Source organism: Actinoplanes sp. G11-F43 (assembly GCF_050589265.1).
Taxonomy (GTDB): Bacteria; Actinomycetota; Actinomycetes; order Mycobacteriales; family Micromonosporaceae; genus Actinoplanes.
This window is the reverse complement of sequence record NZ_JBNZCE010000017.1, coordinates 560,030-587,001: the sequence shown is the minus strand read 5'-3', so window position 1 is coordinate 587,001 and position 26,972 is coordinate 560,030. Positions and strand designations below refer to the sequence as shown.

General features: G+C 68.8%; 24 protein-coding genes and 4 pseudogenes. 16 read left to right on the top strand and 12 right to left on the bottom strand.

Annotation, left to right across the window (positions count from 1 at the left end):
* Positions 1–606: 606 nt before the first annotated feature.
* Positions 607–846, bottom strand: a pseudogene (locus ACQ0O7_RS21505) (site-specific integrase); the annotation flags it as partial.
* Positions 847–931: 85 nt separating this feature from the next.
* Here ACQ0O7_RS21505 and ACQ0O7_RS21500 point away from each other — a divergent pair.
* Positions 932–1,393, top strand: coding sequence for a pyridoxamine 5'-phosphate oxidase family protein (locus ACQ0O7_RS21500; RefSeq protein ID WP_430783921.1), 462 nt, complete (start codon positions 932–934; stop codon positions 1,391–1,393).
* A gap of 463 nt (positions 1,394–1,856) precedes the next feature.
* Here the strand turns inward: ACQ0O7_RS21500 and ACQ0O7_RS21495 are convergent, their stop codons facing one another.
* Positions 1,857–2,261, bottom strand: a complete 405-nt coding sequence (locus ACQ0O7_RS21495) for a winged helix-turn-helix domain-containing protein (protein ID WP_430783920.1) — start codon at positions 2,259–2,261, stop codon at positions 1,857–1,859.
* A gap of 101 nt (positions 2,262–2,362) precedes the next feature.
* The gene (locus ACQ0O7_RS21490) at positions 2,363–2,620 is read right to left on the bottom strand and encodes a hypothetical protein (RefSeq protein ID WP_430783919.1); all 258 of its coding nucleotides are present in this window, start codon (positions 2,618–2,620) and stop codon (positions 2,363–2,365) included.
* Positions 2,621–3,153: 533 nt separating this feature from the next.
* On the opposite strand from ACQ0O7_RS21490, the gene ACQ0O7_RS21485 reads away from it, so the two are divergent.
* The gene (locus ACQ0O7_RS21485; RefSeq protein ID WP_052164533.1) at positions 3,154–3,339 is read left to right on the top strand and encodes an AlpA family phage regulatory protein; all 186 of its coding nucleotides are present in this window, start codon (positions 3,154–3,156) and stop codon (positions 3,337–3,339) included.
* Between the two features lie 118 nt (positions 3,340–3,457).
* Here the strand turns inward: ACQ0O7_RS21485 and dprA are convergent, their stop codons facing one another.
* Together dprA and ACQ0O7_RS21475 are read right to left on the bottom strand one after the other, a co-directional pair.
* Positions 3,458–4,639 (bottom strand): DNA-processing protein DprA, encoded by a 1,182-nt coding sequence (gene dprA, locus ACQ0O7_RS21480; RefSeq protein WP_430784021.1) that lies wholly within the window; start codon positions 4,637–4,639, stop codon positions 3,458–3,460.
* Between the two features lie 434 nt (positions 4,640–5,073).
* A pseudogene (locus ACQ0O7_RS21475) lies at positions 5,074–5,781 on the bottom strand (ATP-binding protein); the annotation flags it as partial.
* Between the two features lie 56 nt (positions 5,782–5,837).
* Between ACQ0O7_RS21475 and ACQ0O7_RS21470 the strand changes: the two are divergent.
* The 4 genes from ACQ0O7_RS21470 (at position 5,838) to ACQ0O7_RS21455 (ending at position 12,154) form a co-directional block, all read left to right on the top strand.
* The gene (locus ACQ0O7_RS21470) at positions 5,838–7,397 is read left to right on the top strand and encodes a recombinase family protein (RefSeq protein WP_430783918.1); all 1,560 of its coding nucleotides are present in this window, start codon (positions 5,838–5,840) and stop codon (positions 7,395–7,397) included.
* A 488-nt stretch (positions 7,398–7,885) separates the two neighbouring features.
* Positions 7,886–8,257, top strand: a complete 372-nt coding sequence (locus ACQ0O7_RS21465; RefSeq protein WP_430783917.1) for a hypothetical protein — start codon at positions 7,886–7,888, stop codon at positions 8,255–8,257.
* Positions 8,258–8,412: 155 nt separating this feature from the next.
* Positions 8,413–10,443 carry an AAA family ATPase gene (locus tag ACQ0O7_RS21460; protein ID WP_430783916.1) on the top strand — a complete coding sequence of 677 codons (2,031 nt, stop codon included), beginning with the start codon at positions 8,413–8,415 and terminating at the stop codon, positions 10,441–10,443.
* Between the two features lie 1,033 nt (positions 10,444–11,476).
* Positions 11,477–12,154, top strand: a complete 678-nt coding sequence (locus ACQ0O7_RS21455) for a hypothetical protein (protein WP_430783915.1) — start codon at positions 11,477–11,479, stop codon at positions 12,152–12,154.
* A 664-nt stretch (positions 12,155–12,818) separates the two neighbouring features.
* Here ACQ0O7_RS21455 and ACQ0O7_RS21450 read toward each other — a convergent pair.
* Both ACQ0O7_RS21450 and ACQ0O7_RS21445 read right to left on the bottom strand, forming a co-directional pair.
* A complete protein-coding gene (locus ACQ0O7_RS21450) occupies positions 12,819–13,259 on the bottom strand; it encodes a hypothetical protein (protein ID WP_430783914.1) in 441 nt (146 codons plus the stop codon).
* A 232-nt stretch (positions 13,260–13,491) separates the two neighbouring features.
* Positions 13,492–13,686, bottom strand: a complete 195-nt coding sequence (locus ACQ0O7_RS21445; protein ID WP_430783913.1) for a helix-turn-helix transcriptional regulator — start codon at positions 13,684–13,686, stop codon at positions 13,492–13,494.
* A 110-nt stretch (positions 13,687–13,796) separates the two neighbouring features.
* Between ACQ0O7_RS21445 and ACQ0O7_RS21440 the strand changes: the two genes are divergently transcribed.
* Positions 13,797–14,000, top strand: coding sequence for a hypothetical protein (locus ACQ0O7_RS21440; RefSeq protein WP_430783912.1), 204 nt, complete (start codon positions 13,797–13,799; stop codon positions 13,998–14,000).
* Between the two features lie 70 nt (positions 14,001–14,070).
* Here the strand turns inward: ACQ0O7_RS21440 and ACQ0O7_RS21435 are convergent, their stop codons facing one another.
* A complete protein-coding gene (locus ACQ0O7_RS21435; RefSeq protein WP_430783911.1) occupies positions 14,071–14,256 on the bottom strand; it encodes a hypothetical protein in 186 nt (61 codons plus the stop codon).
* Between the two features lie 170 nt (positions 14,257–14,426).
* Here ACQ0O7_RS21435 and ACQ0O7_RS21430 point away from each other — a divergent pair, with 170 nt between their 5' ends.
* Complete coding sequence (locus tag ACQ0O7_RS21430; RefSeq protein WP_430783910.1) at positions 14,427–14,717, top strand: hypothetical protein; 291 nt, start codon at positions 14,427–14,429, stop codon at positions 14,715–14,717.
* 199 nt (positions 14,718–14,916) lie between these two features.
* Here the strand turns inward: ACQ0O7_RS21430 and ACQ0O7_RS21425 are convergent.
* Both ACQ0O7_RS21425 and ACQ0O7_RS21420 read right to left on the bottom strand, forming a co-directional pair.
* Positions 14,917–15,855: pseudogene (locus ACQ0O7_RS21425) on the bottom strand (YifB family Mg chelatase-like AAA ATPase); the annotation flags it as partial.
* Positions 15,855–16,214: a YraN family protein gene (locus ACQ0O7_RS21420; RefSeq protein ID WP_430783909.1), complete on the bottom strand. Its 360-nt coding sequence runs from the start codon at positions 16,212–16,214 to the stop codon at positions 15,855–15,857. The gene ACQ0O7_RS21420 and the pseudogene ACQ0O7_RS21425, both read right to left, overlap by 1 nt.
* A gap of 335 nt (positions 16,215–16,549) precedes the next feature.
* Here ACQ0O7_RS21420 and rpsB point away from each other — a divergent pair, with 335 nt between their 5' ends.
* From rpsB to ACQ0O7_RS21385, 7 genes and pseudogenes are all read left to right on the top strand, one after another.
* Positions 16,550–17,446, top strand: a complete 897-nt coding sequence (rpsB, locus tag ACQ0O7_RS21415) for a 30S ribosomal protein S2 (protein ID WP_430783908.1) — start codon at positions 16,550–16,552, stop codon at positions 17,444–17,446.
* Between the two features lie 33 nt (positions 17,447–17,479).
* A complete protein-coding gene (gene tsf / locus ACQ0O7_RS21410) occupies positions 17,480–18,310 on the top strand; it encodes a translation elongation factor Ts (protein ID WP_430783907.1) in 831 nt (276 codons plus the stop codon).
* A 111-nt stretch (positions 18,311–18,421) separates the two neighbouring features.
* Complete coding sequence (gene pyrH, locus ACQ0O7_RS21405; protein ID WP_203796550.1) at positions 18,422–19,177, top strand: UMP kinase; 756 nt, start codon at positions 18,422–18,424, stop codon at positions 19,175–19,177.
* Positions 19,178–19,234: 57 nt separating this feature from the next.
* The gene (frr, locus tag ACQ0O7_RS21400) at positions 19,235–19,792 is read left to right on the top strand and encodes a ribosome recycling factor (protein ID WP_430783906.1); all 558 of its coding nucleotides are present in this window, start codon (positions 19,235–19,237) and stop codon (positions 19,790–19,792) included.
* A gap of 277 nt (positions 19,793–20,069) precedes the next feature.
* Positions 20,070–20,948: pseudogene (locus ACQ0O7_RS21395) on the top strand (phosphatidate cytidylyltransferase); the annotation flags it as partial.
* Positions 20,949–20,991: 43 nt separating this feature from the next.
* Positions 20,992–22,185, top strand: coding sequence for a 23S rRNA (adenine(2503)-C(2))-methyltransferase RlmN (gene rlmN / locus ACQ0O7_RS21390; RefSeq protein ID WP_430783905.1), 1,194 nt, complete (start codon positions 20,992–20,994; stop codon positions 22,183–22,185).
* 37 nt (positions 22,186–22,222) lie between these two features.
* Positions 22,223–23,476, top strand: a complete 1,254-nt coding sequence (locus ACQ0O7_RS21385) for a DivIVA domain-containing protein (protein ID WP_430783904.1) — start codon at positions 22,223–22,225, stop codon at positions 23,474–23,476.
* Between the two features lie 40 nt (positions 23,477–23,516).
* Here the strand turns inward: ACQ0O7_RS21385 and ACQ0O7_RS21380 are convergent, their stop codons facing one another.
* Entirely contained in the window at positions 23,517–23,750 is a 234-nt protein-coding gene (locus ACQ0O7_RS21380) for a DUF2631 domain-containing protein (protein ID WP_430783903.1), read from the bottom strand.
* Between the two features lie 121 nt (positions 23,751–23,871).
* Between ACQ0O7_RS21380 and ACQ0O7_RS21375 the strand changes: the two genes are divergently transcribed.
* The gene (locus ACQ0O7_RS21375; RefSeq protein ID WP_430783902.1) at positions 23,872–25,422 is read left to right on the top strand and encodes a Rieske 2Fe-2S domain-containing protein; all 1,551 of its coding nucleotides are present in this window, start codon (positions 23,872–23,874) and stop codon (positions 25,420–25,422) included.
* On the opposite strand, the gene ACQ0O7_RS21370 is transcribed toward ACQ0O7_RS21375, so the two are convergent.
* Positions 25,419–26,972, bottom strand: coding sequence for a phytoene desaturase family protein (locus ACQ0O7_RS21370; RefSeq protein ID WP_430783901.1), 1,554 nt, complete (start codon positions 26,970–26,972; stop codon positions 25,419–25,421). The two genes, ACQ0O7_RS21375 and ACQ0O7_RS21370, sit on opposite strands and share 4 nt — an antisense overlap.

Sequence of the window (26,972 nt, the reverse complement as noted above, 5' to 3'; positions counted from 1 at the left end):
CGTCTCTCGGCCTGCGGTCGCCTCTTCGCCCACGGTCGCGCCCTCGCCCGCGCTCGTCCCTCTGCCCACGTTCGCCTCTTCGCCCACGGTCGCGCCCTTGCCCGGGCTTGTCCCTCTGCCCGCGCTCGCCTCTTCGCCTGACCCGTTATCCGGTGCTCTGCCCGGCCCTTCGTCTGGGGCGTTTCTTCCAGCGCCGCCGTCGCTCATGTGGTTTTCCGCGTCTGTTCCGCCGCGCGTTCCCGTAGCGGTTTCCGGGTTCGAGCGGTCGTATCCGCTGGCGGCGGCTCCGGCATCCGCTCCGCCGTCACCGCTCGTGGAGGTTTTTGACCCTGCGTATCGTTCGTGACTTTTGTCGTTTTCCGCGCTCGCGGAGGCCTGATCTTTTTCCACGCTCGTGGAGGCCTGATCTCCGGACCGGTCCGTGCGGTCCGCGGGGCGCGCCGGGGTCATCAGGGCGGCCGCCTGATCGGCGCGCAGCACAGTAGGCAGGGAGCGGTGCGCGCGCGGGCTGGCCAGCTGGGCGCCCGGGTCGCCGGGAGCCCGCCCGGTCCGGTGCGCCCACCCGGTGAACGCCCGGGCCGCCGCGGCACGCCGGGCCTGCGAGGCCCGGGCGGCACCCGACCCCATCCGGGCCGCGAGCCAGCCCCGGAGCACGACGATGTCCAGGTCGGCGACGGTGGCCCGGCCCTCGAAGGCGGCATGGTCCAACAACGAGACCACATCCCCGACGTACGCCCGGACCGTGTGCTCCGACCGCCCCTCCACCGCCGCCAGGTGCCGGCCGAACTCGTCGACGGCCTCGCGCAGGGCCGGGGGCAGTCGCTCGTGCAATTCACGGATCCGCATCGCCTCCGACCGTCCACCGCGCCGGATCGGGAGTCAAGCTCATGGTTCGGCGTTTCTGTCATACCCCCGGTCTAGCCTCGGGGGCATGGCACGGTGGGAGGAAATCGAGAGAGACGCCCCGGAGTTCGCGGCCCGGGTCAGGGCCCTGTTCGACGCCGGCACCAACAAGACGATCGCCACGTTGCGGCGTGACGGTTCACCCCGGATCAGCGCGTCGGAGGCCCAGTTCACCGACGGCGACATCACTTTGGGCATGATGCCCGGTTCGCTGAAGCTGAGAGATGTGCGCCGCGACCCCCGCCTGGCGATGCACAGCCCCACGCTGGAGCCGCCACCGGGCGACCCGTCCACCGCCCCCGGTGACGCGAAGCTCTCCGGCCGCGCGATCGAGATCCCACCCCCACCGGACACCCCACACGCCGGCGCCGGCTTCTTCCGCATCGACATCGAGGAGGTGGCCCTCACCTACGTCGGCACCCCCGCCGACCACCTGGTGATCGAGTCCTGGCACCCGTCCCACGGCTACCGCCGCCGCACCAGAGCCTGACGGGCCATCCGGGCCCACGCGGCACTCGGAACGAGTTACGCCCGCGCCCGCAGGTTTCGCGCCGCGTCCATGGCAGCCCGCGCCCGCGCCCGCGCTGTGCGGCGCCCGCGCTGTGCTGCGCCGCGCCGCGCCTGCGCTGTGCCGCGCTGTGCTGTGTCGTGCCGCGCCTGCGCCTGCGCCGTGCCGTGCCGTGCCGCGCTGTGCTGTGCTGCGCCTGCGCCGTGCCGTGCTGTGCCGCGCCATGCTGCGCTGTGCTGCGCCCGCGCTGTGCTGCGCTGTGCTGCGCTGTGCTGCGCCCGCGCTGTGCTGCGCTGTGCTGCGCCCGCGCTGTGCTGCGCTGTGCTGCGCCCGCGCCGCCCCGCGCCGCCCCGCGCCGCCCCGCGCTACGCCCGCTCCGCGCCGCGTCCGTACTGCGCCCTGTGCCGTCGCTCCAACGCCTGACCGGCAGCCCTGTGGCTCGCGGTCAGGGTTGGGTCAGGTGGAAGCGGTCCGCCGGGTAGGTGGTTCGCGAACCGTCGGGTGTGGTGACCACCAGAACGGGGACGCCGTCGCTGAGCTGGTGGTGGCGCCTTTCGCTGACGGTGGGCATACGGGCGCTGACACGTTCGCCACCGGTCAGCCGGACCAGTTCGACCGGCTCGGGGACGCGGACGAACGTGCCGCGCGGCCGGTCCACGGTGACCAGGCCCTCACTGCGTAACTGGCCGATGGCCTGGCGCACCGTGGTCCGGCTGAGCCGATAGCCGTCGGCCAGCCGCAGTTCACTGGGCAGCGGGTCGCCGGGTGCCAGGTCGCCGTTCTCGATCTGCTGCCGCAGCAGATCGGCGAGCTGGCGAAAGACCGCGCGGTCCGCCGAGTGATCGATCATGGCGAGTACTTTACGTGCCGTGACCTGCTGTAGTTATGTACCGACCTTGCCCCCTTTCCGGGTCCGACGGCCCTTGACCGGGTCGTCCGTTCCGGGGCTGTTCAGTGTGGTGGGTGGGTTCGTGTCCAGGCCAGGAACCGTTCGTACAGGTTCGGGGGTGGTCCGTCGCCGCCGGCGGTCAGGTCCTCCATGGCGTGGTACATCTGCGCCGACAGGTAGATCCTCAGCAGCGACGGGAACGCGCGGTACTCCCGCAGGAGCGTGGCCCGGGCGTCGGTACAGGGCCAGGGGTGGCCGCACACCCGGCACAGCCATCGAGGGCGGTCGCTCAGGTGTTCGGGCCCCGGATTTGTGGACAAACGGTTTCCCCCGTAAGTGATCGTCGGCGGGCCGCGGAATCAGTGACCGCGGGGACGGCGGTGTGAATGGGGTCGGCGGCCTCGGCCGGCGCGATGTTCCTGGGCCGGAGTGAGGCGGCCCGGGCGTCCCACGTTCGAGTCGGGATCCGGTGTGCGAATGGGGGAATCCGGAATGGTGGAAATCGGTGCGCCAACGGCTTCCGGCAGCGCGTGCCTGGATCGATAGAGGCCGCCGGGCCTCGGGATCGGCACTGTTTCCGCAGGTGACGACCGGATCCGCGGATATGGTGGAGGAGGGGGCGGCGGAATGCGGTCGATGCAGGGTGCTCGAAGTCCACAAATGCAACGCCTCCAGAATGTGCGCCAGTCGCGTCGATGACGGGGATGAAAGGGAACACGGCCCGTTGACGGGCGCTCTCTAGGCATGGGTCCACCTTAATTGTTTCGGGACTAGCTGTCTCCTATGAACTTGATAAGGGACTAATAGTCTCGCGCCTACGGTCGATCATGTGGGAGTGAAGCCGATCCGCCTCATGGGCGCGCACGAGATCCGCATCCGTCTCGGCGGAGTCAGCCGACAGCGGGCGTACCAGATCACCAGCCGCGCCGACTTTCCGAAGCCGGTCGCCGACCTGGCGCAGGGGAAGGTGTGGCTGACCGAGGACGTCGAGGCGTGGATGAAGGTTCATCGCCGTGACCTGGACGAGTCCGAGGACTGACACGCCCGGCCACCTGTCGTGGCCGCCCGACCGGCCCGGGAGCCGGCCACCGTCACCACGGCGGCCGGCTCCCGACAGGCCGGCCTTCACCGTGCCGCCGTGCCGCCGGGACCGCTGATCAGTCGTCATCGGACCGGCCGTGGTCCGGGGTGTGCTTCAGCGTGTAGCCGTCGCCGGTTCGTGCCACCAGGCCCGCGCTCTCCAGCAGCGACAGCCGCCGCAGCACCGTGCGCAGGCTCAGCCGCGCCCCTGCGGCGATCAGTTCCGGGGCCGTGGATCCGTTCGCCGGCAGGGACTCCAGGACGAGCGCGGTCTCCTCGTCCAGTTTGTCGTGCCGGCGTTCCGGCCCGCGCGGTGGCGTTGCCAGGTACTCGCCGATCCGCCCGACCTCCTCCAGGATCTCGTCGGCGGACGTGACGACCCGTGCGTACGGATGGCTCCGCAGAATCTCGTGGCAACCGACCGACATCGCCGAGGTCACCGGGCCGGGCACCACCATCGCCGGCCGGCCCAGGGCCAGTACCCGGCTCATCGTCTGGGTCGCGCCGCTGCGGGCGGCGGCCTCCACGACGACGGTGCCGGCGGTCGCGGCGGCGATGACCCGGTTCCGGATCAGGAAACGGTGCCGCAGCGGCTCGGCGCCGATCGGCCACTCGCTGATCAGCAGGCCGTTCTCGGCGATCCGGTCGAGCAGGGCCGCGTTGCCGGCCGGATAAGGGCGTTCCACCCCACAGGCGAGGACCGCTACGGTACGGCCGTCGGCCGCGAGCGCACCCCGGTGAGCCGCCGCGTCGATGCCGAACGCCCCGCCGGACAGAACGGTCCATCCCGCACGGGTCACCGAGTAGGCCAGGTCGGTGGTGACGTTGATGCCGTACTCGGTGGCCGCCCGGGAGCCGACGACCGCGACCGACCGGTCCAGCGCCTCGCCGAGCGGCCACATCCCGCGCACCCAGAAGCAGAGCGGCGGCCGGATGTCGGCGTTGATCCAGCCGCCGGCGTCCAGTTCCAGCGTCTCCAGATCGGTGAGCCGGGACGGCCATTCCGGGTCGGACGGCACCACCAGCCGCGCGCCGAGCCGGTCCCCGCGCCGCAGCGCGATCTCGGCGACCCGGCGCGCGTCCCCGGCCACGGCCCGTGCGGCGACCGCGCCGCGCAGCCGCCGATCCGGCACGTCACCGGCGAGCAGCCGGTCGAGCGTGCCCGGCGCGCCGTGCTCGCGGACCATCTCCCAGACCGCCCGGTTCCCCGGCTCGGCCAACCATGTCAGCGCGACCCGCGCCGCCCGGTCCGCCTCCATGATCCCGGTCACGCGGTCACCGCCGGCCCGGCTCCGGCCGGGAGAGGAGGAGAACCGGCGCCCGAGGAACGAACGAGGGCCGGCGCGGAGACAGCGGGGGAGCGGGCCGGCAGGGAGGCAACGGGGGAGCGGGCCGGTGGTGAATCGGGGCGGAACCGAGTGGTACGGATACCGGTCCGGTCGATCGTGGTGTTCATCGTGTCTCCGTTCGAGTGAGCTGGAAAACGCGTCGAGAGGGCTGGAAAACGCGTCGAGAGGGCTGGAAAACGCGTCGAGAGGGCTGGAAAACGCGTTGAGAGGGCCGGGGAACCGCGAGGGGGCCGGGGCCGTGAATCAGGCGGGGCCGCGAGTCGGCGGGGCCGTGAGCGGGCGGGAGGTTCGAGACGGTGGGGGACCGTGAGCGGGTGGGGGATTCGGGTGGGCGGGACGGCGGGTCAGCGTTTGCGGCGGATCCCGGAGTCGCCCATCCGCAGCTGGTACGCCTCGCACACGTCGCCGCCGTCCGGACGGGGGCGGCCGTCCAGGTCGGCGATGGTCCAGGCCAGCCGGAGGCAGCGGTCGTAGCCGCGGGCGGACAGGGCGCCCCGGTCGACGGCGGTGTGCAGGACCGCGGTGTCGGCGGGTGGCAGGCGCCACGGCGACTGCCGCAGCAGGACGCCGGGGACCTCGGCGTTGAGGTGCCGGCCGTCGGCCGCCCACCGGTCGGCGGCGGCCTGACGGGCCCGGGCGACCCGGGCGGCGACGGTCGCGGACGGCTCGGCGGGTTCGAGTCCTTCCAGCAGTTCGACGGACCGGACCGGCAGCAGGGTGACCCGCATGTCGATCCGGTCCAGCAGCGGGCCGGAGAGCCGTCCGAGGTAGCGTCGGCGCACCACCGGCCCGCAGTGGCAGGCCTGGTCTCCGGCCGGTGACGCGCACGGGCAGGGGTTGGCGGCGACGACGAGCTGGGCGCGGGCCGGGTATTCGGTGGTGCCGCGGGCCCGTGCCAGGATCACCCGCCCGCTCTCCAGCGGCTGCCGCAGCGCCTGCAGGGTGGCCCGGCCCATCTCCGGGATCTCGTCGAGGAAGAGCACCCCGCGGTGGGCGAGGGAGACGGCGCCCGGCCGGACCCAGCCGGAGCCGCCGCCGATCAGGGCGGCGAGGTCGTCTCTCGGCCAGTGGGTGGCGTCTGCAATAAATCTCGTGTTCCGATGTCCGCATGGACGAGACAGCACGGGTTCTTTGGCCTTACCTGCGGGTGTCCCAGGACGGGAAGGGCCGGAGTAACAGCACCGACGAGCAGTTCGGAGACTTGGAGCGGGACAATGACCGTCAGGGCTGGCGACTCGGCGATCCCTACATCGACAAGGGGATTTCGGCTTCCCGGTACGCGACCCAGGCCCGGGGCGACTTCGAGCGGCTGATGTCCGACCTTCGCTCTGGTCTGCTCAACGGCGGGATCCTCGGCCTGTGGGAGTCGAGCCGAGGCAGCCGCCAAGTCGGCGAGTGGGTGGCGATGCTCGACGAGATGGAACGACGTGGCGTCCACATCTGGGTCCACGAACATAAGCGGCTGTACGACCCGGCGAACGGACGTGACCGCCGGACGCTGCTTGAAGACGCGGTAGACAGCGAATACGAGTCGTACAAGACCCGAGGCCGCGTGCTCCGGACGTTCGATGCCGGTCTGGCCGAAGGCAGACCCCACGGCACGGCGGCTTACGGCTACCGACGGCGGTACGACCCGAACACCGGCGCGCTGGTCGAGCAGGTTATCGTGCCGGAAGAAGCCGAGGTGGTCCGGGAGATCTACCAACGGCTCGACGCCGGACACTCGATCCAGGCGCTGGAGCGCGACCTCAAGAAACGCGGCATCCGGTCTCGGGTTCGGATTGAGCACGTTCGGCAGCCGGATGGGCGGAAGGTGCCAACCGAGGTGGGCGGGATCCCGCTGTCCATGGTCGTCATCCGAGACATGGCGCTGAACCCGACCTACAAGGCGCACCGGAGGGGCCGCAAAGGAGACCAGCGTACTTACCCCGGCAACTGGGAGCCGATCGTGTCGGCTGAGGTGTGGGACCGGGTGTACGTCCGGTTGTCCGACCCGAAGCGAACCACCCGGCGGGATGGCCAGGGGAAGCACCTTCACTCGATGATCGTGAGGTGTGCTCGCTGCCTCGCTCCGATGACGAGCAGCCAGCGGCGCGGCGAGCCATGGCACCTGCGTTGTCACGCGAACTGCGGCATCCAAGTGAACGAGGCCCTACTCGATGAGCTGTTGGTCGACTTGATGATCGGCTACCTGTCGCGTCCCGATGTCGTGGAGCGGGTACTCAAGGCAGACGACAACAACCCTGAGTTGCAGGCGGTGCGCACGTCTCTGGCTGCCGTGAGAAAGGAGCTTGCCGACCTGGCAGCCGGAGTCCTCGCCAAGCGATTCACGATCTCATGGGCGGGCCAGCTCGTACCCGGCCTGGAGGAGCAGCAAGCGAAGCTAGAGCAGCAGGAACAGGCGCTCACCTCGCGGTCGGCCCTCACCCGATTCGTCGGTCCGAAGGACGAGGTGACCCGCCGGTGGATGGCCGCTCCGCTCTCGGCCAAACGAGAGATCGCCCGGCTGGTGCTGTCGCCTGGGCTCCTCGGTGAGGTGCGGGTCGGTCCGACCCCGAACGGACCTTGGTGCCGACACGAGTCGCACGACCGCCCGCAGCAGACCTGTCGGCACCGGGTCCTTGCTCGGCTCAAATTCGTACGGGGCCAGGCGCCGGCCGCTGGGTAAATCTGCACGCGCGATTCAAATACCCGCCTCTACACGGCTACGAGCCGTGTGGTGCGATGGTCGTATCCAAGCGGTGGCACCGGCGCACATCCAGTGCGGTAACGGGATAAGGGGAACGGGACTGTCCCGCGCTCTATGACTAAGCCGCGATTCTCTCCACAGGGAGTTTCGCGATGGCTATTCCGTTGCCTCGCCCTCAGTCCCCGGCCTACCGCTCGGCGAACGCCCGGGTTGGAGTGCTTTCCCGGTTGCACGGTCCGGACTCGCTCCGGACTGCTGAAGCCCGAGTTGAGCGGGACGTAGTTGGTATCGAGGAGCGGCTGGCCGCCCTCATCGACTCGGCTCCCGCGCCGACCCCGGAGCAGATCGACCGGCTGCGTCGACTTCTCCCGGCGGTGTCCGCATGAGGCTCGCACTCAAGTTCGCCGGGGTCGTCATCGTGTCGACGATGTGGGCGGCTGGTCTGTTCGCTGCCGTGGTCGGCTGAGATGGCAGCGAACCACACACCCGCCGACCTGGCGCACCAGGTTCTGTTCCCGGTCGCCGCATGCGCCGGTCAGGCTCGCCAGTTCATGTTCCAGCTTGCTGCCCACCGGTGTCTGAAGGTCGGTCGCCGGGTCTATGTGCTGGGCGTCCGACGAGACGGCCAGGTCGTGCTCTGCCAGCGGCCGGGATGCGACCACCCGGGAACGCCGTACGTCATTCCGGCTGTCGATGAGATCGAGCTGGCTGCGAACGACCCGGGCTACAAGCGACCGGTTCGAGCTGTCGAGTGGCAGGTGCCGGGCATCGAGGTCGCATACGCGATCGGGTTCGACTGGCCACCGGCGGCTTACTGGCTTCCGTGGTGGCGGGGGTGAACACGCTTCGGCCCTCGACGTGACCAGCGCCGAGGGCCGATTTAGCAAGACAGCTCCGAGGTGGACGAGACGAAGGAGCCGACCAATGGAGAAAACAGGGGGCAAACCCCCCACAACACACCGAGGATCAGTACACCATGCGATTTACACCACGGATGCTGCTGGATATGGGACCGGGTGAGCGGCCACCCGGATGTGTTCCCCTTGACGTAGATGGGAAGCCAATCCCGTTTGACGAAGACGGCAATCCTGTTCCGATCCCCGGCGTCGAATATGACCTGACTGCCTATTTGTGTTACGTAACCATGCTGATGGAGGCGTGGGACGAGGGCGTCTCAGGAGACGAACTCGACGTGATGAAGGACCTTGCCGAGGGATGCCCCTGCGGGAGTTATCAGCCGGTCCGGCAGGCCGATTTGGACTGTTGGCGGTGGGACGGTGTTGAGTTCGCTTCACTGTCTGAGCTGATCTACGCCCGCTGGCACTGGCGTCGGTACGTCAACGCTCAACATCTCGAACGCTCGGTCGAACTGGACGACTTGACGTCCGAGTCGGTCAACGCGGTGATCGACGGAATCCGGCAGGAACCGTGGTGGGTGCCCCCTCTCGGCAGCGAAGAGCAGGAGGCAGCGAATGCCCTGGTCGAGCTGTTCCAAGAGGAGCGATACGACTCGCGCGATATCGCTGAAGCGAGCTGCCGTGGTGGTTTGGAGATTGTCTACCGGCATCCGACCGGAGACGTTAAGGAGGTCGTCGGCTCGCACCTGCACGCCTGGCCCTGGGTGTGGCCCTGGAAGCCGCCAGCCCTCCAGCAAATCGAACAAGAGGCGATCCGGGAGGCCAATCGTCTGATGCGCCAGGACCAGGAGACCCGAGCCGAGATCGACGCGGTTTATGCGGCAGCACGGGGGCTTGGCCAAGCCGACGAGATGGACCGACTGATACGTGTCGGTTACTCGGACCCCGACGCTACCGAGGCCGAGCGTGAAGCTGCCCGGAATGAGTGCGAGGTCCGATACGAGGTGCTGCTCGCAGTGGCCAAGAAGACCGCCCCGGAGGGGCCGGGGGCGAACCAGGAGCAGGGAGCGGGCATGACGGCAGCACCGGGGCCGTACGGCCCGCCGGAGACCGCTCCGGGGGTCGAACCAGGCTTGCAGGTGATGGACCTCGATGCCTTCCTGTCGATGCCGGAGCCCGAGTGGCTGATCCGCGATTTCCTGGACAGCGGGTTCTCCTACCTGACCGGTGCGTCGAACGTCGGCAAGACCTTCGTCGCGATCGACCTCGCCTGCCACCTCGCGATCGGCCGAGAATGGCACGGCCTGAAGATCCCCAAAGCGATTCGGGTTCTGTACCTCGCAGCCGAAGACCCGACCGGTGTGGTCACCCGGCTGCGAGCCTGGATGGACACCCACGCCGACCAGGGCGATCGAATCGCCCTCAAGGAGCGGATGTCGTTTTCGGCCGACACCCCGAGTGTGATCGACCCCGGTGACCGTAACCGGCTGGTCGCTACTGCCTGCCAATTCGACCTGACGATCGTCGACACGCAGACCGACATCACCAGCGGGCTGAACGAGAACAGCAAGCAGGACATGGACAGTTTGCTGGTGGTGATGAAGGCGATCGTCGACGCGGGCAAGTCGGTCCTGATGATTCACCACCCGAACGCAGGGGAGGGCTCGTGGAAGCCCCGAGGCATCGGTTCGCAGGTCGGCAAGGCCAACACCGTTCTCTACGCCCGCCCAAAGGACGACGACGAGAAGAAGAACGACGGCCGAGTCGTCGTCGTGGCAAAGAAGCAGAAGCACGCGAGGAAGGGCATGGCGCGGGGGTTCCGGATCGTGCAACCCGGCATCCTGGAACCGCTGGACTACGAACGTCCCGTCCCGTTGGTTGAGACCCCGAAGTGGGACCCGGCCGAGTTGATCGTTCGGGCCATCTGTCAGCTCGGGCTGGCTGACCTAAGCCGCGACAAGCTCCGTAAGCAGTCAGAGGCGATCGCTGACAAACTCGTCCTGGATATGCACTCCGAACTGCTCAGGAACGGCAAAATCGTGAGCCGTCAAAGGGAGGAGGCCTGGGGACGTATCCAACGCCGCAAGAAGGATGCGGAGTGGGAGGGCGACCTCTGGGTGTCCCCGGATCAGGCAGCGAACACACCAATCGACCTCGTCTTCGAGTGACGACAAGGAAATGCGCCGACCGGGCCGCACGCTACGGTGTGCGGCCCGCACGTGGCGGTGTGCGGCAGCGTGCGGCCATTTGGTCTACATGTGCTCTGACCGGCCACGGAGCGCCGCACATGCGGGGGGTGCGGCAGCGTGCGGCTGATGAATCCGAAGGGGTCCTGGCAGCGCACCGCACAGCCGCACGGGGGGACGTAGTCCCCGTGCAGCGTGCGGCGTGCGGCCCCCTAGCCATATTTGGATCAAGAGGTGTGTTGTTGTTGGTCGCTGCCTCCTGTCGTCCGAGACCCCCCCCCGCCCCATCCTCACGAACGGCGAATCCCCCTACCCCCTGCTTCACGTGAAACAGGCACCCCTACCCCCCGCCGGCCGAGGGTCAAATGCGATTCGGCCATAGGCGCCTACCAAGTGGGAGGCAGATAAATGGGCAGACGACCGGCCCGACCCCCAAGCCGACCAGGACGCCCGCATTGGATTTGGAATGACGGCTGGGGTGCAGACCAACCAATCTGGCGAGACCAGAGCAGGCAGCGACCCAACAACACCCAATGCCAGCGGTCGCGTCGAGGTGAGTTCCTGCGGATAGCCGACGTGTCGTACATGGAACCGGGCCGCAGTCGCCTTGCCTGGCACCCACCCGACTACGACCCAGACGAGCGCTGACAACGAACCCCCGCGCTTTTTGGGGACGACAACTAAACGGCAACCCCGCCACTTGCTGTTCTCCCTCTCCCCGAGGGTCGGTGCTGGGGCGGGGGTATTGGATTGGTGTGGCCGAGCCAGACTGGCGGGTCTCCGCCGGGAGGGCATCGTCGTGGCGTCTCGAAGGTCGACGGAGGACACGAGGGGGCCGGACCCGGCCCGACGTACCCCGGAGGCCCCGAGACCGACGGAGAGGCCAGGAGACAGCAACCCACACACCCGCCTCCAACCTGCCATCCCGATTTTGTGAATAGCGGGGGAATAGTCTCGGGAGGCTCCCGATCCCGCGTGATCCGCTGGTGTCCAGGACGGACACAGAGGAGCACAGATGGCAGAGACAGCGGTAACCGAACCCCCGCTCTACCCGAAGTTGACCGGCATGATTGCCTACACGCTCGGCATGGAAGCCGTGAGGGAGGGCGTTCCCTACAGGGGTCACCCACTGCTCCCGATCGAACGGCCGGAGCTGTTCGGCAGGACGCAGTCCCCGGTCAGAAACGGCGCAATGATGCCGAACCCGAGCTGCTGGACCTGTGGGGAGACCTTCACACCAAAGCAGACCGGCCAGCGGTACTGCGGGGCGGAATGCCGCCGGATGCGGGAGCGTGAACTATCCCGAGCGATTCGGATCACGAACCGGGTCGGTAAGCCTGCGGACATCCCGCGAGGAGCCGACGTGATCGCCGAGCTGGAGATCCAGCAGGCGCTGGTCCGCAAGCTGATCTACAACCTGGGCGGCTGGATTGAGTCGCGGGAGGATGTCACGGTCGACGAGATCGCGCTGGAGATCCCCGACCCGAGTTCGCTCGTCGGTAAGGCGAAGATCCGCTACGGCGAGCTGACCAAGTTCATCAACGACGAGCGACACCGGCTCAAGAAGGAGCCACCCATGCCCGGCATGAACGTCGACCCCCGGACAGAAGCTGCCGCCAACCAGCGGCAGCTCACCGAGCGCGCCAGGGTCGCTGCCTGGAACGCCTACGCGGCGACCCTGGGGGGAAACTGATGCCGGGTCTGGAGTTCGGGAGCGAGCGCGGTCACCGGCGAGGGCCTCGTCTCAAGCTAACCGTGGGTCAGGTCGCCGAGAAGCTGAACGTCAGCCGGGGTTACGCGACCATGTTGTTGATGACCCACGGCAACAGCGACTCGAAGCAGTGTCGGGGGGCGGGCTGCAAGGTGCTCATGTTCGCTCACGACGGGCAGAAAGTGGATCGCGAATTCTGCTCCGACGGGTGCTCCTCCGGTCGCGGTCCGGCCCGTCGGGCGTCGAGTGCCCACGACCGGACCCGTCGCCTGTTGGCCGCAAGAGCGAGGTACGCGGCGTGAGCTTCCACTGCGGCAGGTGTGGCCGGGGGGTCGAGGAGGACGGGGCCCACCTTGACCCGACCGGTCAGCCGACCTCGCCTTGCAAAGAGGGTGAGGTGATGGTGGTCGCGGACGAGGCGGCGACCCCTCCAGCGAAGTCGCCCCCGGATGACGGCGAGCGGGTGTGGGGTCTGCCCGGCGGTAGGCCGAACGGCTACTGAACACAGGCGTGAGGCGAGGAAGACCCTGGCCCCCTTCCTCGCCTCACTGTTCCGACGTGTGGAAGCCGTCCACCACTGTCGGGACATACAGAACAGCCCCGGTCGCCTCCCTTGCTGGTGACCGGGGCTGTTCTCTGTTCAGGGTTAGGCGTTCTTCGGGGTGTTCCGCCGACGCCGCGTGGTGGCCGGTTTGGTCTCGGCCGCCCCCGGGGTGGTCGGTTCGGCAGGCGGTGTGTTCTTCGCTGCCTTCTCCTCGGCCTTCTTCTTCGCTCCGTCCAACATCCGGGCGGCTTTGGCGGCGAGGGCCTCGCTGACCGTCTGCGCGGCCTTGACGGCTCCGGCGTAGGCGATCCGGGTTCCGGCCTCGATCTGGCTGATCTCCAGTCCCGCCAGCTCGGCCCGAACCAGGAACCCGACCAGCTTGGCATCGTGGCCCTGGGCGAACCGGGCTTTCGTCTGCCTGTCACATCCGGTCCCGTTGCCCTCGTAGCTCTCGGCCGACCCGTCAGGTCCGTACTGGCCGACCTCGAACAGCGAGCAGGTGCACGGCTTGAGGGTCTTCGGGGTGGTGGGCTTGGCGGTCATCTCGTCCTCCTGAGCGGTTGGTTCCGGCTACAGGAAAATCGAAACACCCGGCTCAGTGGCTCCATAAGTTTGGCGTCGGTCAATGGATATGACTCGGGGCGGGCGACAGAGATCGGGGGGATCGGTGCGGCGACCGCCCCGGAGGGTCCGCCGACGAGGCAGAGGAGACGATCCGGCCCGACAATGCCGGATGGGACCCGGTAGGCCTCCGGAGGGCACGGGAGGCGGCGAACTAAGGCCGCGCGTCGTCGGGGTGTTCTTCAATCCAGCGCTCTACGTCTTCGGCTCGCCAGACCGCACCCATCTTCAAAACGGCGACCGGTGCCGGGAAATCGCGGCGCGTGGTGATCCGGTAGACCCGCTGGCGGTTCGCTCCGCCCAGGCGCACGCCGATCTCGTGAGAACCCATGAGATTCAGCTCGGCCACGATCCGCACCCTAGGCGCGTAACCGCTGGTCGCGGGCAATCTTCACGGTGTCCGAAGCAGCCGGTAGGGTAACTGTACAGGTGTCGGCAGACTAGTGTTTGGGTGGCGCGATGAAACGGTGGCTCAGAGCGGGTGGAGAGGTCGAGTTCGCCGACCATGGCGAGTCGGACTGGAAGATGGTGCTTTACCGGGAGCGGACCGAACACATCTCGTTGCTGAAAGAACTGCTCGTCGGCAACGGAATGGACCCCACGCTGATTAATGACCTGGAGATCGCACCGGGCCGGTGGTTCCTGCCCGGCACCCCGCCCTGACTCCGGGTACAAAGAAAGGTGACCCCGGACCAGGAATGGTGGTCCGGGGTCGCCTTGTTTCTGCCTCTGGTCAGGCGTCGAGGTCCAGCTCGGTCCACTGGTTCAGGTTGATCGCGATGTCCTCGGCGGTTGCCGGGTCGATCGCCTCGATGTCGAGCTTCCACTTCTCCGCGATCCGGTTGGCTGCCTCGGTCGCGTCCAGGGTGGTCCGGACCAGGAACTCGCCGCCGGTGTGGAAAACAATGAACTCGTTCATTCCGACTCTCCTTGGGGGCTGGGGCGGTGAATCCGCCCTACAGGAAAATCGAAACAAGGCGATCTAATTCGGCACAATTCTGTACGGATCGCATCTAGTTGGGCGTCTTTGCTGGACGTATGTCATCCGAGCCGAGGTCACACGCCAGGGTCCGCCGAGCCAAAGAGCAGATGTTCGCCATCCACGGGGACATCTGCCACCTGTGCGGGCACCGAGGCGCGACAGTCGCAGACCATCTGAAGCCCAAGCGGACCCACCCGCATCTGATCGACGACCCGAACAACATGCGTCCGGCACACGGCGTGAAGAACCAGCGCGGACCCGGCGGCATCCCGTTCGACGCTCGCTGCCAGACCTGCCTCAGGGAGGGGAAGCCGGGGACCTGTAACGGGAGCCGGGGAGCGAAACCGATGGAGAGCGATGTGGTGTTCGCTGCCTACGTCCCGCCGGTCGTTCTGTGAGGGGTACCGCCTCGGGGCGCAATTAATGTCAGAGGGTGCGCCTAGCGTAGGTGACATGAATATTCAGCCGACAGTGATCGCCAGTGGGGGAAACATGAATCCGCAGCCGCAGTGGCGCAAGGTCAAGGGCCGTCCGGAGGGATCCAACATCGGACGCGTCATCGACACGAGGGAGATCGGGCTGAAGGGTGAAGCCCGGGTGGACTACCTCCTGTTCGAGGAGACCGGCGAGGTTGTCATGTACCGGTGGCAGGAGACCGAGAAGGTGGACGGCCCCGCCTGACGCCGCCAATGGGCTAAGAGCAGGGAGTGAGGAGCTGTGGTGGGGTGCCTGGAACGGCGGCCGGCGCACGAGCCGCCCGTCGGGTGGCAGCACTCCGGCGATCGACTGGAGGGCGGTCACCTCGAGCGCGGCCTCGTCGTCGAGCGGGGGCAGGAGGGACGGCAGCCGCTCGGCGAGCATGGTCTTGCCGGCGCCGGGCGGGCCGATCAGGGCCAGGTGGTGGCCGCCGGCGGCGGCCACCTCCAGCGCGTATCGCCCGGTGGCCTGGCCGGTGAGGTCGGCGAGGTCGGGGCCGGCCGGTTCGGGCCGGGGCGGGGTCTCCGGCGGCTCCAGCAGGGTGCCGGTGCCGCCGGCGAAGTCGGCCAGCCGGTGCAGGGTGTCGACGGCCCGGACGGTGATCCCGGGCACGACGGTGGCCTCACGGGCGTTGGCCGACGGCACGATCACCCGGGTGACGCCGGCCCGGGCCGCGGCGGCGACCATCGGCAGCACGCCGCGCACCGGCCGGACGGTGCCGTCGAGGCCCAGCTCGCCGAAGAGCGCCACCTGCTCGAACCGGCCCGCGGCCAGCTCACCGGCGGCGATCATGACGGCCACGGCGATCGGCAGGTCGAAGCCGCTGCCGTGTTTGGGCAGGGCGGCGGGGCGCAGGTTGACGGTGATCCGCCGGTTGGGCCAGACCCGGCCGGAGTTGATCACGGCGGCCCGGACCCGGTCGCGGGCCTCGTGCAGGGCGGCGTCGGGCAGGCCGGTGAGCACCAGGGTGGGCAGTCCGTTGGACAGGTCGGCCTCGACCTCGACGAGGTGGCCGTGGACGCCGTCGAGGCCGGCGCAGAGAACCCGGGCGTAGCTCATCAGAACGCTCCCCGGAGGTGGGTGACCAGGGCCGCTCCCCGGGGCTGCGGCCGGACTTCGACGACGTCGAAACGGACGCTCGCCGCCCGTATCCCGGTCTCGGTCAGCCACCTGGTGGCCAGATGCCGCAACCGGCGCACCTTCCGGTGGTCGACGGCCGCCGCGGGCGGGCCGAAGGTCTCCGTGCGGCGGGTCTTGACCTCGCAGAAGACCACGTCGTCTCCGTCACGCAGAATGAGATCGATCTCTCCGTTCGCGCAGCGCCAGTTGCGTTGCAGCAGCTCCAGGCCGCTGTCTTCGAGATGCCGGGCGGCCAGGCGCTCGCCGTAGGCGCCGACCGCTCGTCGCTGAATCGTCATGACCGGGGAGGCTCACACGATTCCGGTCACCGTGTGCGAGGCCCTGTGGACCGGCCGTCGATGTGGATGGCGGGCGGGGGGTTCGGCCGGACGTGGTAGGCACGAGGGCGGACCGTCCGTCCGGGCGGCTTGGCGTATGCTTGTCGACGGCGACCGCCCACGCGGTCGACCTCGCGCGCCCTCCAACGGTTCCGACAGCTGATCTTCAGCGCCGGCCGGCGGCGGTGGCCCTCCCTGGTCCCGATCCTGTCGGGCCCGACTGCGGCCATCGACCGGGCGCCAGGACGCCCACCGCCGGTGAGCGTGACAACCAGGGATGATCAGGGAGTAACACCATGGCCGTCGTGACCATGCGCCAGCTGCTGGAGAGCGGTGTCCACTTCGGGCACCAGACCCGGCGCTGGAACCCGAAGATGAAGCGCTTCATCTTCACCGAGCGCAACGGTATCTACATCATCGACCTGCGCCAGACCCTCGACTACATCGAGAAGGCGTACAGCTTCGTGCGTGACACCGTCGCCGAGGGTGGCCACATCCTCTTCGTCGGCACCAAGAAGCAGGCCCAGGAGGCCATCGCCGAGCAGGCGACGCGGGTCGGCCAGCCGTACGTGAACCACCGTTGGCTCGGCGGCATGCTGACCAACTTCCAGACCGTGTACAAGCGCCTTCAGCGGATGAAGGAGCTCGAGGCCCTGGGTGACCTGAGCGGTACCGCCGCCGGTTACACCAAGAAGGAGACCCTCCAGCTCTCCCGCGAGAAGGAGAAGCTCACCAAGACCCTCGGTGGTCTGCGTGACATGACCAAGGTCCCCTCGGCGATCTGGGTCGTGGACACCAAGAAGGAGCACATCGCGGTCGACGAGGCCCGGAAGCTCAACATCCCGGTCATCGCGGTGCTGGACACCAACTGTGACCCGGACGAGGTCGACTTCCCGATCCCGGGCAACGACGACGCGATCCGTTCCGCCGAGCTGCTGACCAAGGTCGTCGCGGCCGCCGTCGCCGACGGTCTGATCGCCCGCCACGGCCGTGGCCGGAACAACAACGCCGACGAGAAGCCCGAGGCGGGCACCGTCGCCGCCGGCGAGCCGCTGCCCGAGTGGGAGCGGGACCTCTACGAGGGCGCCGAGAAGAAGGCCGAGGAGCCCGCCGCCGCGGCTGCCGCTCCGGCCGCCGAGGCTGCTCCGGCCGAGGCTGCCCCGGCCGCTGCCGCCGCCGTCCCGGCCGAGTAAGTACGTCCTCCGACTGACATCGAGAGAAGAGTCATGGCTAACTACACCGCCGCGGACGTGAAGAAGCTCCGCGACCTCACCGGTGCCGGCATGATGGACTGCAAGAAGGCGCTCGAGGAGTCCGCGGGCGACTTCGAGAAGGCCGTCGAGTTCCTGCGCGTCAAGGGCGCGAAGGACGTCGGCAAGCGGGCCGGCCGCACCGCCGCCAACGGCATCGTCAGCCACTCCGGCAAGGCGCTGCTGGAGCTGAACTGCGAGACCGACTTCGTCGCGAAGACCCCGGACTTCGTGGCTCTGGGCCAGCGCTTCGTGGAGTTCGGCGAGGTCAACAAGGTCGCCGACGCCGCCGCGCTGCTCGCCGCGACGCTGGAGGACGGCAAGACCGTCGCCGACACGATCCAGGAGTACTCCGCCAAGATCGGCGAGAAGATCGTCCTGAACCGTTTCGTGCTCGTCGAGGGCACCGTCGCGGTCTACCTGCACCGCAAGGCGCAGGACCTGCCGCCGCAGGTCGGCGTCCTGGTGGAGTACACGGGCAAGGACGACGAGGCGGCCGACAACGACGCCCGCGCGGTCGGCATGCAGATCGCCGCCATGCGGCCGAAGTTCCTGACCCGCGACGAGGTCCCGGCCGAGGTCGTGGAGACCGAGCGCCGCGTGGCCGAGCAGACCGCTCGTGAGGAGGGCAAGCCGGAGCAGGCGCTGCCCAAGATCATCGAGGGCCGGGTGAACTCCTTCTTCAAGGACTTCGTCCTGCTGGAGCAGGCGTCGGTCACCGACAACAAGAAGACGGTCAAGCAGGTCGTCGCCGAGTCCGGTATCGAGGTAACGCGCTTCGTCCGGTTCGAGGTCGGCCAGGAGTAAGGCTCCTCACGCAGATGACACGGGAGGTCGGGTACGCGATTGAGCGTCCGGCCTCCCGGTCGCATAAGGTCTCCTCCAGACAGCGAAGGGAAAGGCGGGTCTCACATGACGATGGTGACCGAGCAGTCCGCCACGGTTGACGAGAACCCGCCGACCATGCGGCCACGGCGGGTCGTGCTCAAACTCTCCGGCGAGGTGTTCGGCGGCGGCGCGGTCGGGGTCGAGCCCGACGTGGTGCAGTCGCTGGCGAAGCAGATCGCGACGGTGACGCGGCGCGGCATCCAGGTCGCGGTCGTGGTCGGTGGTGGCAACTTCTTCCGCGGCGCCGAGCTGCAGAAGCGCGGGATGGACCGCAACCGGGCGGACTACATGGGCATGCTCGGGACGGTGATGAACTGCCTGGCCCTCCAGGACTTCCTGGAGAAGGAGGGCATCGAGACCCGGGTGCAGACGGCGATCACCATGGCCCAGGTCGCCGAGCCGTACCTCCCTCTGCGTGCCATCCGGCACCTGGAGAAGGGCCGGGTGGTGATCTTCGGCGCCGGCGCGGGCATGCCGTACTTCTCCACCGACACGGTGACCGCCCAGCGCGCGCTGGAGATCCACGCGGACATGGTGCTGATGAGCAAGAACGGCGTGGACGGCGTCTACACCGCCGACCCCCGGATCGACCCGACCGCTCAGAAGCTCGAGACGATCACCTTCCAGGGAGTGCTCCAGCGCGGGCTGCGGGTGGCCGACCAGGCCGCGTTCAGCCTCTGCGAGGAGAACAAGCTTCCGATGCTGGTCTTCGGCGCCGAGGGCGACGACACCATCGTGCGCGCCTGCGCCGGTGAGCGGATCGGCACCCTGATCACCGCCGACTGACGCGGCGCCCCGTCCCATTCCGCACCACCGAAGACAGCAAGGAGGCGAGAAGAGCCGGTGATCGAGGAAACCCTCTTCGAGGCCGAGGAGAAGATGGACAGCGCGGTCGAGCACGCCAAGGAGGAGTTCGCCGCCATCCGGACCGGCCGGGCCACTCCCGCGATGTTCTCCAAGATCGTGGTGGACTACTACGGCGCTCCCACCCCGGTGACGCAGATGGCCTCCGTCGGCATCCCGGAGCCGCGCATGGTCATCGTGAAGCCTTACGACGCGTCCCAGCTGGGCCCGATCGAGCGGGCGATCCGCGACTCGGACCTGGGCGTCAACCCCAACAACGAGGGTACGCAACTCCGCATCCACCTTCCGCAGATGACCGAGGAACGTCGTCGCGAGATGATCAAGGTGGCCCGGGGCAAGGCCGAGGACAGCCGGGTCGCGATCCGCAACGTCCGGCGCAAGGCCAAGGACCAGATCGACAAGCTGGTCAAGGACGGCGAGACCGGTGAGGACGAGGGCCGCCGTGCCGAGAAGGAGCTGGACGACCTGACCCACCGTTACGTGGCGGTCGTCGACGAGCTCGTCAAGCACAAGGAAGCCGAACTGCTGGAAGTCTGATGGGCGTTCACTGCCCGGCGCGTCCCGTCACCGGGCTGTGCCGGGCAGCGGCCTGTTCACGGGTGATTAAAAAGCCCGTCATCTCGACGGCTGTTCAAACGTCACCTTTGCAGTACGCTCTGCACGGTTCCGGTGAGGGGCGTAATTGTTGACATACGGCAGGTAGGGGTTCGGTTTTGTCCTCGAGTTCGGCGGCTGTGCCGTCCACGACCCTGACCGAGCCCTGATGACGTACGCCCCTGAGGTAGAGGACCCGATGACCGAGCCCGGTAACCCGGACGAGGAGACCGGCCGGACCGGTGGCAAGGGCCGGCGTCGTGCCGGCCGGGGACGCAAGCCGCGGGGCGGTGGCCGTGCCGGGCGTAATCTGCCCGCCGCCATCGCGGTCGGCCTCAGCCTCGGCCTGGTGGTGCTGGTCTCGCTGCTGATCGAGCCGATGGCCCTGCTGGTGGTGCTGGTGGTGGCCTCCGGTGTCGGCGCCTGGGAGATGACCCGCGCGCTGGCCGGCACCGGTGCCCGCCCGCCGCTGATCCCACTGGTCGCCGGCAGTGTGGTGATGACCGGCCTGGCGTGGTACGAGGGCGCCGACGCGCTGCTGCTCGGCCTGCTGGTGACGATCGGCGCGGCCTCGCTGTGGCGCCTCGCCGACGGCCCGGCCGCGGTCCGCCGGGACTTCACCCCGAGCGTGCTGATCGCCGTCTACGTGCCGTTCCTGCTCAGCTTCGCGGCGATGCTGGTGCAGATGGACGACGGCCCGGTGCGTGTGATCTGCACCCTGGTCGCCGTGGTGTTGTCGGACACCGGTGGGTACGCCGCCGGCGTCTTCCTCGGCAAGCACCCGATGGCCCCGAAGATCAGTCCGAAGAAGTCCTGGGAGGGTTTCGCCGGCTCGGTGGCGGCCGCCGCGATCGGCAGCTCCGCCCTGCTGTTCTTCCTGCTGGACGTGCCGGTCCACTGGGGCCTGCTGTTCGGCGCCGCGCTGTCGGTGGTGGCGGTCCTCGGCGACCTGGCCGAGTCGATGCTGAAGCGGGACCTGGGCGTGAAGGACATGAGCAACCTGCTGCCCGGCCACGGCGGTCTGATGGACCGGCTGGACTCCATCGTCTTCGCCGTCCCGACCGCCTACCTGCTCTTCTCGATCATCGCCCCGAGCTAGCTGTGGGCGACCGACTCCGCGGACGTGGGAGACTGGATACGCCATGACGATTCTTCCGGTCATCCCGATCAGCCCCGACCAGCCCGACACCCTGCAGTCCGGGTCGGGCACCACCCGCCGCCGCCCCTCGATGCCGCCACGCCATCTCGCCGACCTGGACCTGGCCGGCCGTAAGAGTGCGATGGCCGATCTCGGCGAGCCGGCGTTCCGGGCCAAGCAGATCTCCACCCACTACTTCGGCCGTCTGGTCCGGGACGCCGCGGCGATGACCGACCTGCCGGCCGCCACCCGGGAGCGGCTCACCGCCGATCTGCTGCCGACTCTGCTGCACCCGTTGCGGGAGCAGGCGTGTGACGACGGCGCGACCCGCAAGACGCTGTGGCGCCTGCACGACGGCGCGCTTGTCGAGAGTGTGCTGATGGGTTACCCCGACCGGGTGACCGCGTGTGTCTCCAGCCAGGCCGGCTGCGGCATGGCCTGCCCGTTCTGTGCGACCGGCCAGCAGGGCCTGACCCGGAACCTGTCGATCGCCGAGATCGTGGACCAGGTCGTCTATCTGGCCGGGGTGGCCGCGTCCGGCGCGGTCACCGGTTCGCCGCCCCGTCTGTCCCGCGTGGTCTTCATGGGGATGGGCGAGCCGTTGGCGAACTACCCCCGGGTGATCGAGGCGGTCCGCCGCCTGACCAGCCCGGCGCCGGAGGGCCTGGGGCTCTCCCAACGGCACATCACGGTGTCCACGGTGGGTTTGGTGCCCGCAATGCGACGGTTGATCGCCGAACAGCTCTCAGTGACTCTTGCGCTGTCACTTCACGCCCCCGATGATGATCTGCGCGATGAGCTTGTGCCCGTCAACCAGCGTTGGAAGGTAGCCGAGGTGCTCGATGCCGCGTTCGATTACGCGGCACAGACCGGCCGTCGGGTTTCCATCGAATACGCCCTGATCAGGGACGTAAACGATCAGCCCTGGCGTGCCGACCTGCTCGGCCGCCTTCTGAGCGGCAAGCTGGCCCATGTGAATCTCATCCCGCTCAACCCGACGCCGGGCAGCAAGTGGGATGCGAGCCCGAAACCGGTCGAACGGGAGTTCGTCCGCCGGCTGCGAGAGGCCGGCGTCTCGACGACCGTCCGCGACACCCGGGGGCAGGAGATCGACGGCGCATGCGGCCAGTTGGCCGCCGGCGAGCTGACGGACGCGAGCGCTGGGGGCGCCGCAGCCGACGCGGAGGTGGCACAGTGACTGGGCGCAGGTCCCAGCGAGCGGAGTGGGAGACGTTGTGACGAGTCAGGGGCAGCGTTTCCGAAGGCGTGCGCTGCGGCGTGGCTACAAGGTCGACGAGGTGGACGCCTTCCTCGACCGGGTCGAGGCGACCCTGGCCGGGGAGCAGGTCGGCCCGCCGGTCGGTGCGCAGGAGGTGCACGACGTCGTCTTCCGGGTCCGTTTCGGCGGTTATGACGAGTGGCAGGTGGACCTGCACCTCGACCGGGTGGAGCGGCAGCTCGCCGAGTTCGAGGAGCGTGGTGGGCGGCCCGCTCCGGACCCCATGCGCGACTCGATGCGCAGCGGCCTCACCACCGGTTCGATCTCCGGCCCGCCCGCGATGAGCGGCCCCGGACCCGGTGGTCCCGGTCCCGGCTTCGACCGTGGCGGCTTCGGGCCGGGAGGGCCGGGTGGCCCCGGCGGTCCCGGCGGGCCGGGGGGCATGCAGCAGGGCCCGCCGCCCTCGCAGTCGCAGGGGTTCCCGCCGCAGGGTTACCCCCAGCAGCCGCCGCAGGGCTTCCCCGGGCAGCAGCCGCAGATGAACCCGGCGGCCCGGACTGCCTCGCCGCCGACCGAGCGGCTGACCATGCCACCCCAGATGCCGCCGCAGATGCCGCAGCGCCAGCAACAGCAGCTGCCGCCCGGCCCGGATCAGTACGGTGGCCGCTACGACGAGCCCACGAGCTACGGCCAGCCGCCCCAGCGTCCCGGCTCACCGCCCGGCTACGACCAGGGTGGCTATGACCAGGGCGGATACGACGGCTTCGAGCCCGGCCGGCACGGCAAGACGGACATGACCGCTGAAATCCGGATGCCCGACCGGGATCCGCGCGGTGGCGGCTACGGCGGTCAGATGCCGGGCGCGCCGATGCCCGGGTCGCCGATGCCGATGCCGGGGTCACCGATGCCCGGTGCTCCGATGAGCGGCCCGCCCTACGGCGGCGGTGGTGGCGGCGGTTACGGCCAGCCCCAGCAGCCTCAGCAGCCGCAGATGGGCCCGCCGCTCGGCGAGCCGGGTGGCGAGCTGTACCGGGTGGATCAGCTGCGCCGGACGTTCCAGCCGCGCCGGTTCGGCAGCGGCTACGACCCGATGCAGGTGGACCGTCTGTTCGAGGGCATCCTCCAGGCGATGACCGGCCGGGGCCCGATGCCGGTGAACGAGAACGATCTCGACATGCTGCAGTTCGGGCTGGTGCCCAACGGTTACTTCGAGGCCGAGGTCGACGCCGCGCTGCGGGAGGTCAAGGACATCCTGACGCGCCGGCGCTGACCGGCGAGCGTGGCGGAAGGGGGCCTGCGGGCCCCCTTTCTCAGTCGTTGGACCGCAGGCCGTTGCGGCGCAGCACCGCGTCGACGATCAGGACGCCGATCAGGCCGGCCGCGATCACGACGAGCCAGACCAGTTCGGTGTTGCCCTGCTGGTTGCCCCAGAAGAACATCAGCAGGATCACCGCGGAGATGATCGCCCCCTTCTGGCCGCGCTTGCGGTTGCCCGGCTTGAGCTGATCGGGCGCGTAGACCTCGCCGTGTTCCTCGGCAGCCACGATCGATCCTCCTAGTCGATGTTGGGTCGGAGGACAGTCTGTCACGGGGTCGCTGGGCGGAACCGAGCAACCCGGCTGTACTTTCGAGGCGGTCACAACGCCGCAAGCAGAGGAGCGACAAGTGCGGATCACTGGCACCGGCCATGCGAGCATGCGGATCGACACCGCTGCCGGCAGCATTCTGTGCGATCCGTGGGTGAATCCGGCGTATTTCGCCTCATGGTTCCCGTTCCCGGACAACTCTCTGCTGGACTGGGAGACCCTGGGCGACGTCGACTATCTGTACGTGTCCCACCTGCACCGGGACCACTTCGACGCGGAGCACCTGAAGAGGTTCATCAACAAGAAGGCGACCGTCCTGCTGCCGGAGTACCCGACCAGCCAGCTCGAGGACGAGCTGCGTGATCTGGGCTTCACCAGCTTCCTGCGGACGAAGTCGGACGAGGTGCACGAGCTCGACGGCGGCCTGAAGGTGATGATCCAGGCGCTGATCAGCCCGACCGACGGCCCGATCGGTGACTCGTCGCTCTGGGTGGAGCACGACGGCATCCGTGTGCTGAACCAGAACGACGCCCGCCCGGCCGACCTGACCCGCTTCAACGAGCTGGGCCACGTGCACGCGCACATGCTCCAGTTCTCCGGCGCGATCTGGTACCCGATGGTCTACGAGCTGCCGGAGAACGCGAAGACCGCGTTCGGCAAGCAGAAGCGGGAGCGGCAGTTCGACCGCACCTGGCGCTACATCGAGGACCTGAAGGCGGACTTCGTCTTCCCGATCGCCGGCCCGCCGTGTTTCCTCGACGACGACCTGTGGCAGTTCAACGACATCCACGGTGACGAGGGCAACATCTTCCCGGACCAGTCGGTGTTCCTGACGGAGTACGCGAAGGTCGGCGGCACCAACGCGATCGTGCAGCTGCCCGGCAGCGTCACCGTGCTGTCCGACGGCGGCACCACCGAGACCACCACGCACCCGACGCCGATCGACGAGTTCTTCGCGAACAAGCGCCAGCACCTGGAGGAGATGCGGGAGCGCAAGCGCCCGGTCATCGAGGCCGAGAAGGCGTCCTGGCGGCACCCCGAGGTGGACGTCCTCAAGGAGCTGAAGGCGCGGATCGAGCCGCTGCTCGAGGAGTCGATCTACATGGCCAAGGGGGTGGGCGGCCCGGTCCGGTTCGACCTGGTCTCCTACGACGGCGACGAGATCGAGTCGATCGTGGTGGACTTCCCGGGCAAGCAGGTCCGGGCGTACGCCGATGAGAAGGTCCGCTACCGCTTCAAGATGCAGCGGGAGCTGATCGAGCACCTCATCTTCATCGACGAGGGCGACTGGGTGAATTCGCTGTTCCTGTCCTGCCGCTTCTCCGCGGCCCGGATCGGGCAGTACAACGAGTTCGTCTACGCGTTCTTCAAGTGCCTCTCCGAGGAGCGCCTGCAGTACGCCGAGGGCTGGTACGACGAGCACGAGAAGGCCGTCGACGCCGAGGACATCGAGTTCGGCGACTGGACCGTGCAGCGCCGTTGCCCCCACCTGAAGGCCGACCTGTCCCGGTTCGGCTTCGTGGAGGGCAACGTGCTGACGTGCCAGCTGCACGGCTGGAAGTTCGACCTGCCCAGTGGCCGCTGCCTGACCGGCGTCGGCCACAAGATCCGGGCGAGCAAGAACTCCTAGACGGCCAGATCCCTCAGGATGCGGCGGGCCGCGTTGTGGCCCGCCGCGCCGATCACACTGCCGGCCGGGTGCGCCCCGGCCGAGCCGTGGTAGAGCCCGTCGAGGCCGGTGAAGTACGGCATCCGCTTGTCGAAGGCGATCGTGTTGTCGACGTGGTGGATGTGCCCGCCGGTGATCCCGAAGTGCTTCTCGATCCCGGGTGGAGTGAGCGGGAACACATCGGCGACCAGATCCGAGGTGCCGGGTGCGTACCGGTCGCAGATCGCCAGGAGCCGGTCCACGTACCCGGGAAGCTCGGAATCCCACGACGAACCCGCCGGCTCGAAGGGGACCGACTGCACGAACAACGCCGAGGAATGGTGTCCGGCCTCGTCGCGCAGCGACGGGTCGACGGTGGTGTGCAGGTACCACTCGATGGTCGGCTCGGCGGGCAGCACCCCGGCCCGCACCTCCGACCACATCCGGCGCAGGTTGGCCATCGGCGCCGCGTCACCCGGCAACAGGTGGATCGTCGACCCGAAGGGTGACGGCGCCCCCTCCGGCAGGCAGGGGAAACGCGGCAGATCACGCAGCGCGAGGTTGACCTTGAGGGTGGTCCCGGGCCGTTTGACCGCGGCCATCCGGTCGGTCAGCGCCGCGGGCAGGGTCCCGTCCGGGACCAGACCCATCAGCGTGTACGGGTCACAGCCCCCGAGGACCACCTTCGCCGACACCGACCGCCCGTCCGCGAGCACCACCCCACCGACCGCCCCGCCATCCACGGTGACCGACGTCACCCGGGCGTCGGTGTAGAGGCGGGCACCGGCGGCCCGCGCCGCGTCGGCGAACACCCGGGACACGGTGCCCATCCCACCCTCGGCGATCAGCCACGTCCCGTCCGAACCGGGCAGCCGGCACATGTTGTGCACCAGGAAGTTGTGCCCGGTCCCGGGGTCGTCCGGACCCGCGTTCAGACCGGACAGACCGTCGGTCACGGCGTACATCGCGGTCAGCAGTTCGCTCTTGAAACCGAACCGGGCCAGGTAGTCGGCGACCGAGCCGCGGACCAGATCGAGGAACGTGCTGCGCAACGGCGCCCGGATGTGCCGCTCGGCGATCTCCTCCACCGGCAGCGGCTCCGCCAGCCAGGACGGCGCCAGATCGGTCCGCAGCGCGCCGATCTCGACGGCCAGGGCCTCGTCGGCGCGGGCGTCCCGGTCGTCCAGCTGCGCCCGGTTGGCCGCGGCGTCCCCGCCGAAGAGGAGGTACGGCGCACCCGCCCCGGCGCCGGGCAGGAAGTAGTGGGGATCGCGCCGCAGCACCGGGATGTCCACGTCGAGGGTCCGCAGCAGCTCGGGCGGCATCAGCCCGAGCAGATAGGAGCCGGTGGACTGGCCGAGGCCGGGCACCCGGGGGAAGGGGTGCTCGGTGCGGGTGGCGCCGCCGAGGACTCCGGCGGCCTCGAGCACGACGACGTCGAGCCCGGCCCGGGCGAGCAGGATCGCGGAGACCAGAGCGTTGTGACCAGCACCGATGATCACCACGTCGGAACGGTCCGGAATGGGGGTCAT

What these genes read in the sequence shown, in the direction of transcription:
- ACQ0O7_RS21500 (WP_430783921.1), top strand. Translation starts at nt 932, where the DNA reads ATGGCACGGTGGGAGGAAATCGAGAGAGACGCCCCGGAGTTCGCGGCC.
- ACQ0O7_RS21495 (WP_430783920.1), bottom strand. Translation starts at nt 2,261, where the DNA reads ATGATCGATCACTCGGCGGACCGCGCGGTCTTTCGCCAGCTCGCCGAT.
- ACQ0O7_RS21485 (WP_052164533.1), top strand. Translation starts at nt 3,154, where the DNA reads ATGGGCGCGCACGAGATCCGCATCCGTCTCGGCGGAGTCAGCCGACAG.
- dprA (WP_430784021.1), bottom strand. Translation starts at nt 4,639, where the DNA reads ATGGAGGCGGACCGGGCGGCGCGGGTCGCGCTGACATGGTTGGCCGAG.
- ACQ0O7_RS21470 (WP_430783918.1), top strand. Translation starts at nt 5,838, where the DNA reads ATGGACGAGACAGCACGGGTTCTTTGGCCTTACCTGCGGGTGTCCCAG.
- ACQ0O7_RS21465 (WP_430783917.1), top strand. Translation starts at nt 7,886, where the DNA reads ATGGCAGCGAACCACACACCCGCCGACCTGGCGCACCAGGTTCTGTTC.
- ACQ0O7_RS21460 (WP_430783916.1), top strand. Translation starts at nt 8,413, where the DNA reads ATGCTGCTGGATATGGGACCGGGTGAGCGGCCACCCGGATGTGTTCCC.
- ACQ0O7_RS21455 (WP_430783915.1), top strand. Translation starts at nt 11,477, where the DNA reads ATGGCAGAGACAGCGGTAACCGAACCCCCGCTCTACCCGAAGTTGACC.
- ACQ0O7_RS21450 (WP_430783914.1), bottom strand. Translation starts at nt 13,259, where the DNA reads ATGACCGCCAAGCCCACCACCCCGAAGACCCTCAAGCCGTGCACCTGC.
- ACQ0O7_RS21440 (WP_430783912.1), top strand. Translation starts at nt 13,797, where the DNA reads ATGAAACGGTGGCTCAGAGCGGGTGGAGAGGTCGAGTTCGCCGACCAT.
- ACQ0O7_RS21435 (WP_430783911.1), bottom strand. Translation starts at nt 14,256, where the DNA reads ATGAACGAGTTCATTGTTTTCCACACCGGCGGCGAGTTCCTGGTCCGG.
- ACQ0O7_RS21430 (WP_430783910.1), top strand. Translation starts at nt 14,427, where the DNA reads ATGTTCGCCATCCACGGGGACATCTGCCACCTGTGCGGGCACCGAGGC.
- ACQ0O7_RS21420 (WP_430783909.1), bottom strand. Translation starts at nt 16,214, where the DNA reads ATGACGATTCAGCGACGAGCGGTCGGCGCCTACGGCGAGCGCCTGGCC.
- rpsB (WP_430783908.1), top strand. Translation starts at nt 16,550, where the DNA reads ATGGCCGTCGTGACCATGCGCCAGCTGCTGGAGAGCGGTGTCCACTTC.
- tsf (WP_430783907.1), top strand. Translation starts at nt 17,480, where the DNA reads ATGGCTAACTACACCGCCGCGGACGTGAAGAAGCTCCGCGACCTCACC.
- pyrH (WP_203796550.1), top strand. Translation starts at nt 18,422, where the DNA reads ATGGTGACCGAGCAGTCCGCCACGGTTGACGAGAACCCGCCGACCATG.
- rlmN (WP_430783905.1), top strand. Translation starts at nt 20,992, where the DNA reads ATGACGATTCTTCCGGTCATCCCGATCAGCCCCGACCAGCCCGACACC.
- ACQ0O7_RS21370 (WP_430783901.1), bottom strand. Translation starts at nt 26,972, where the DNA reads ATGACCCCCATTCCGGACCGTTCCGACGTGGTGATCATCGGTGCTGGT.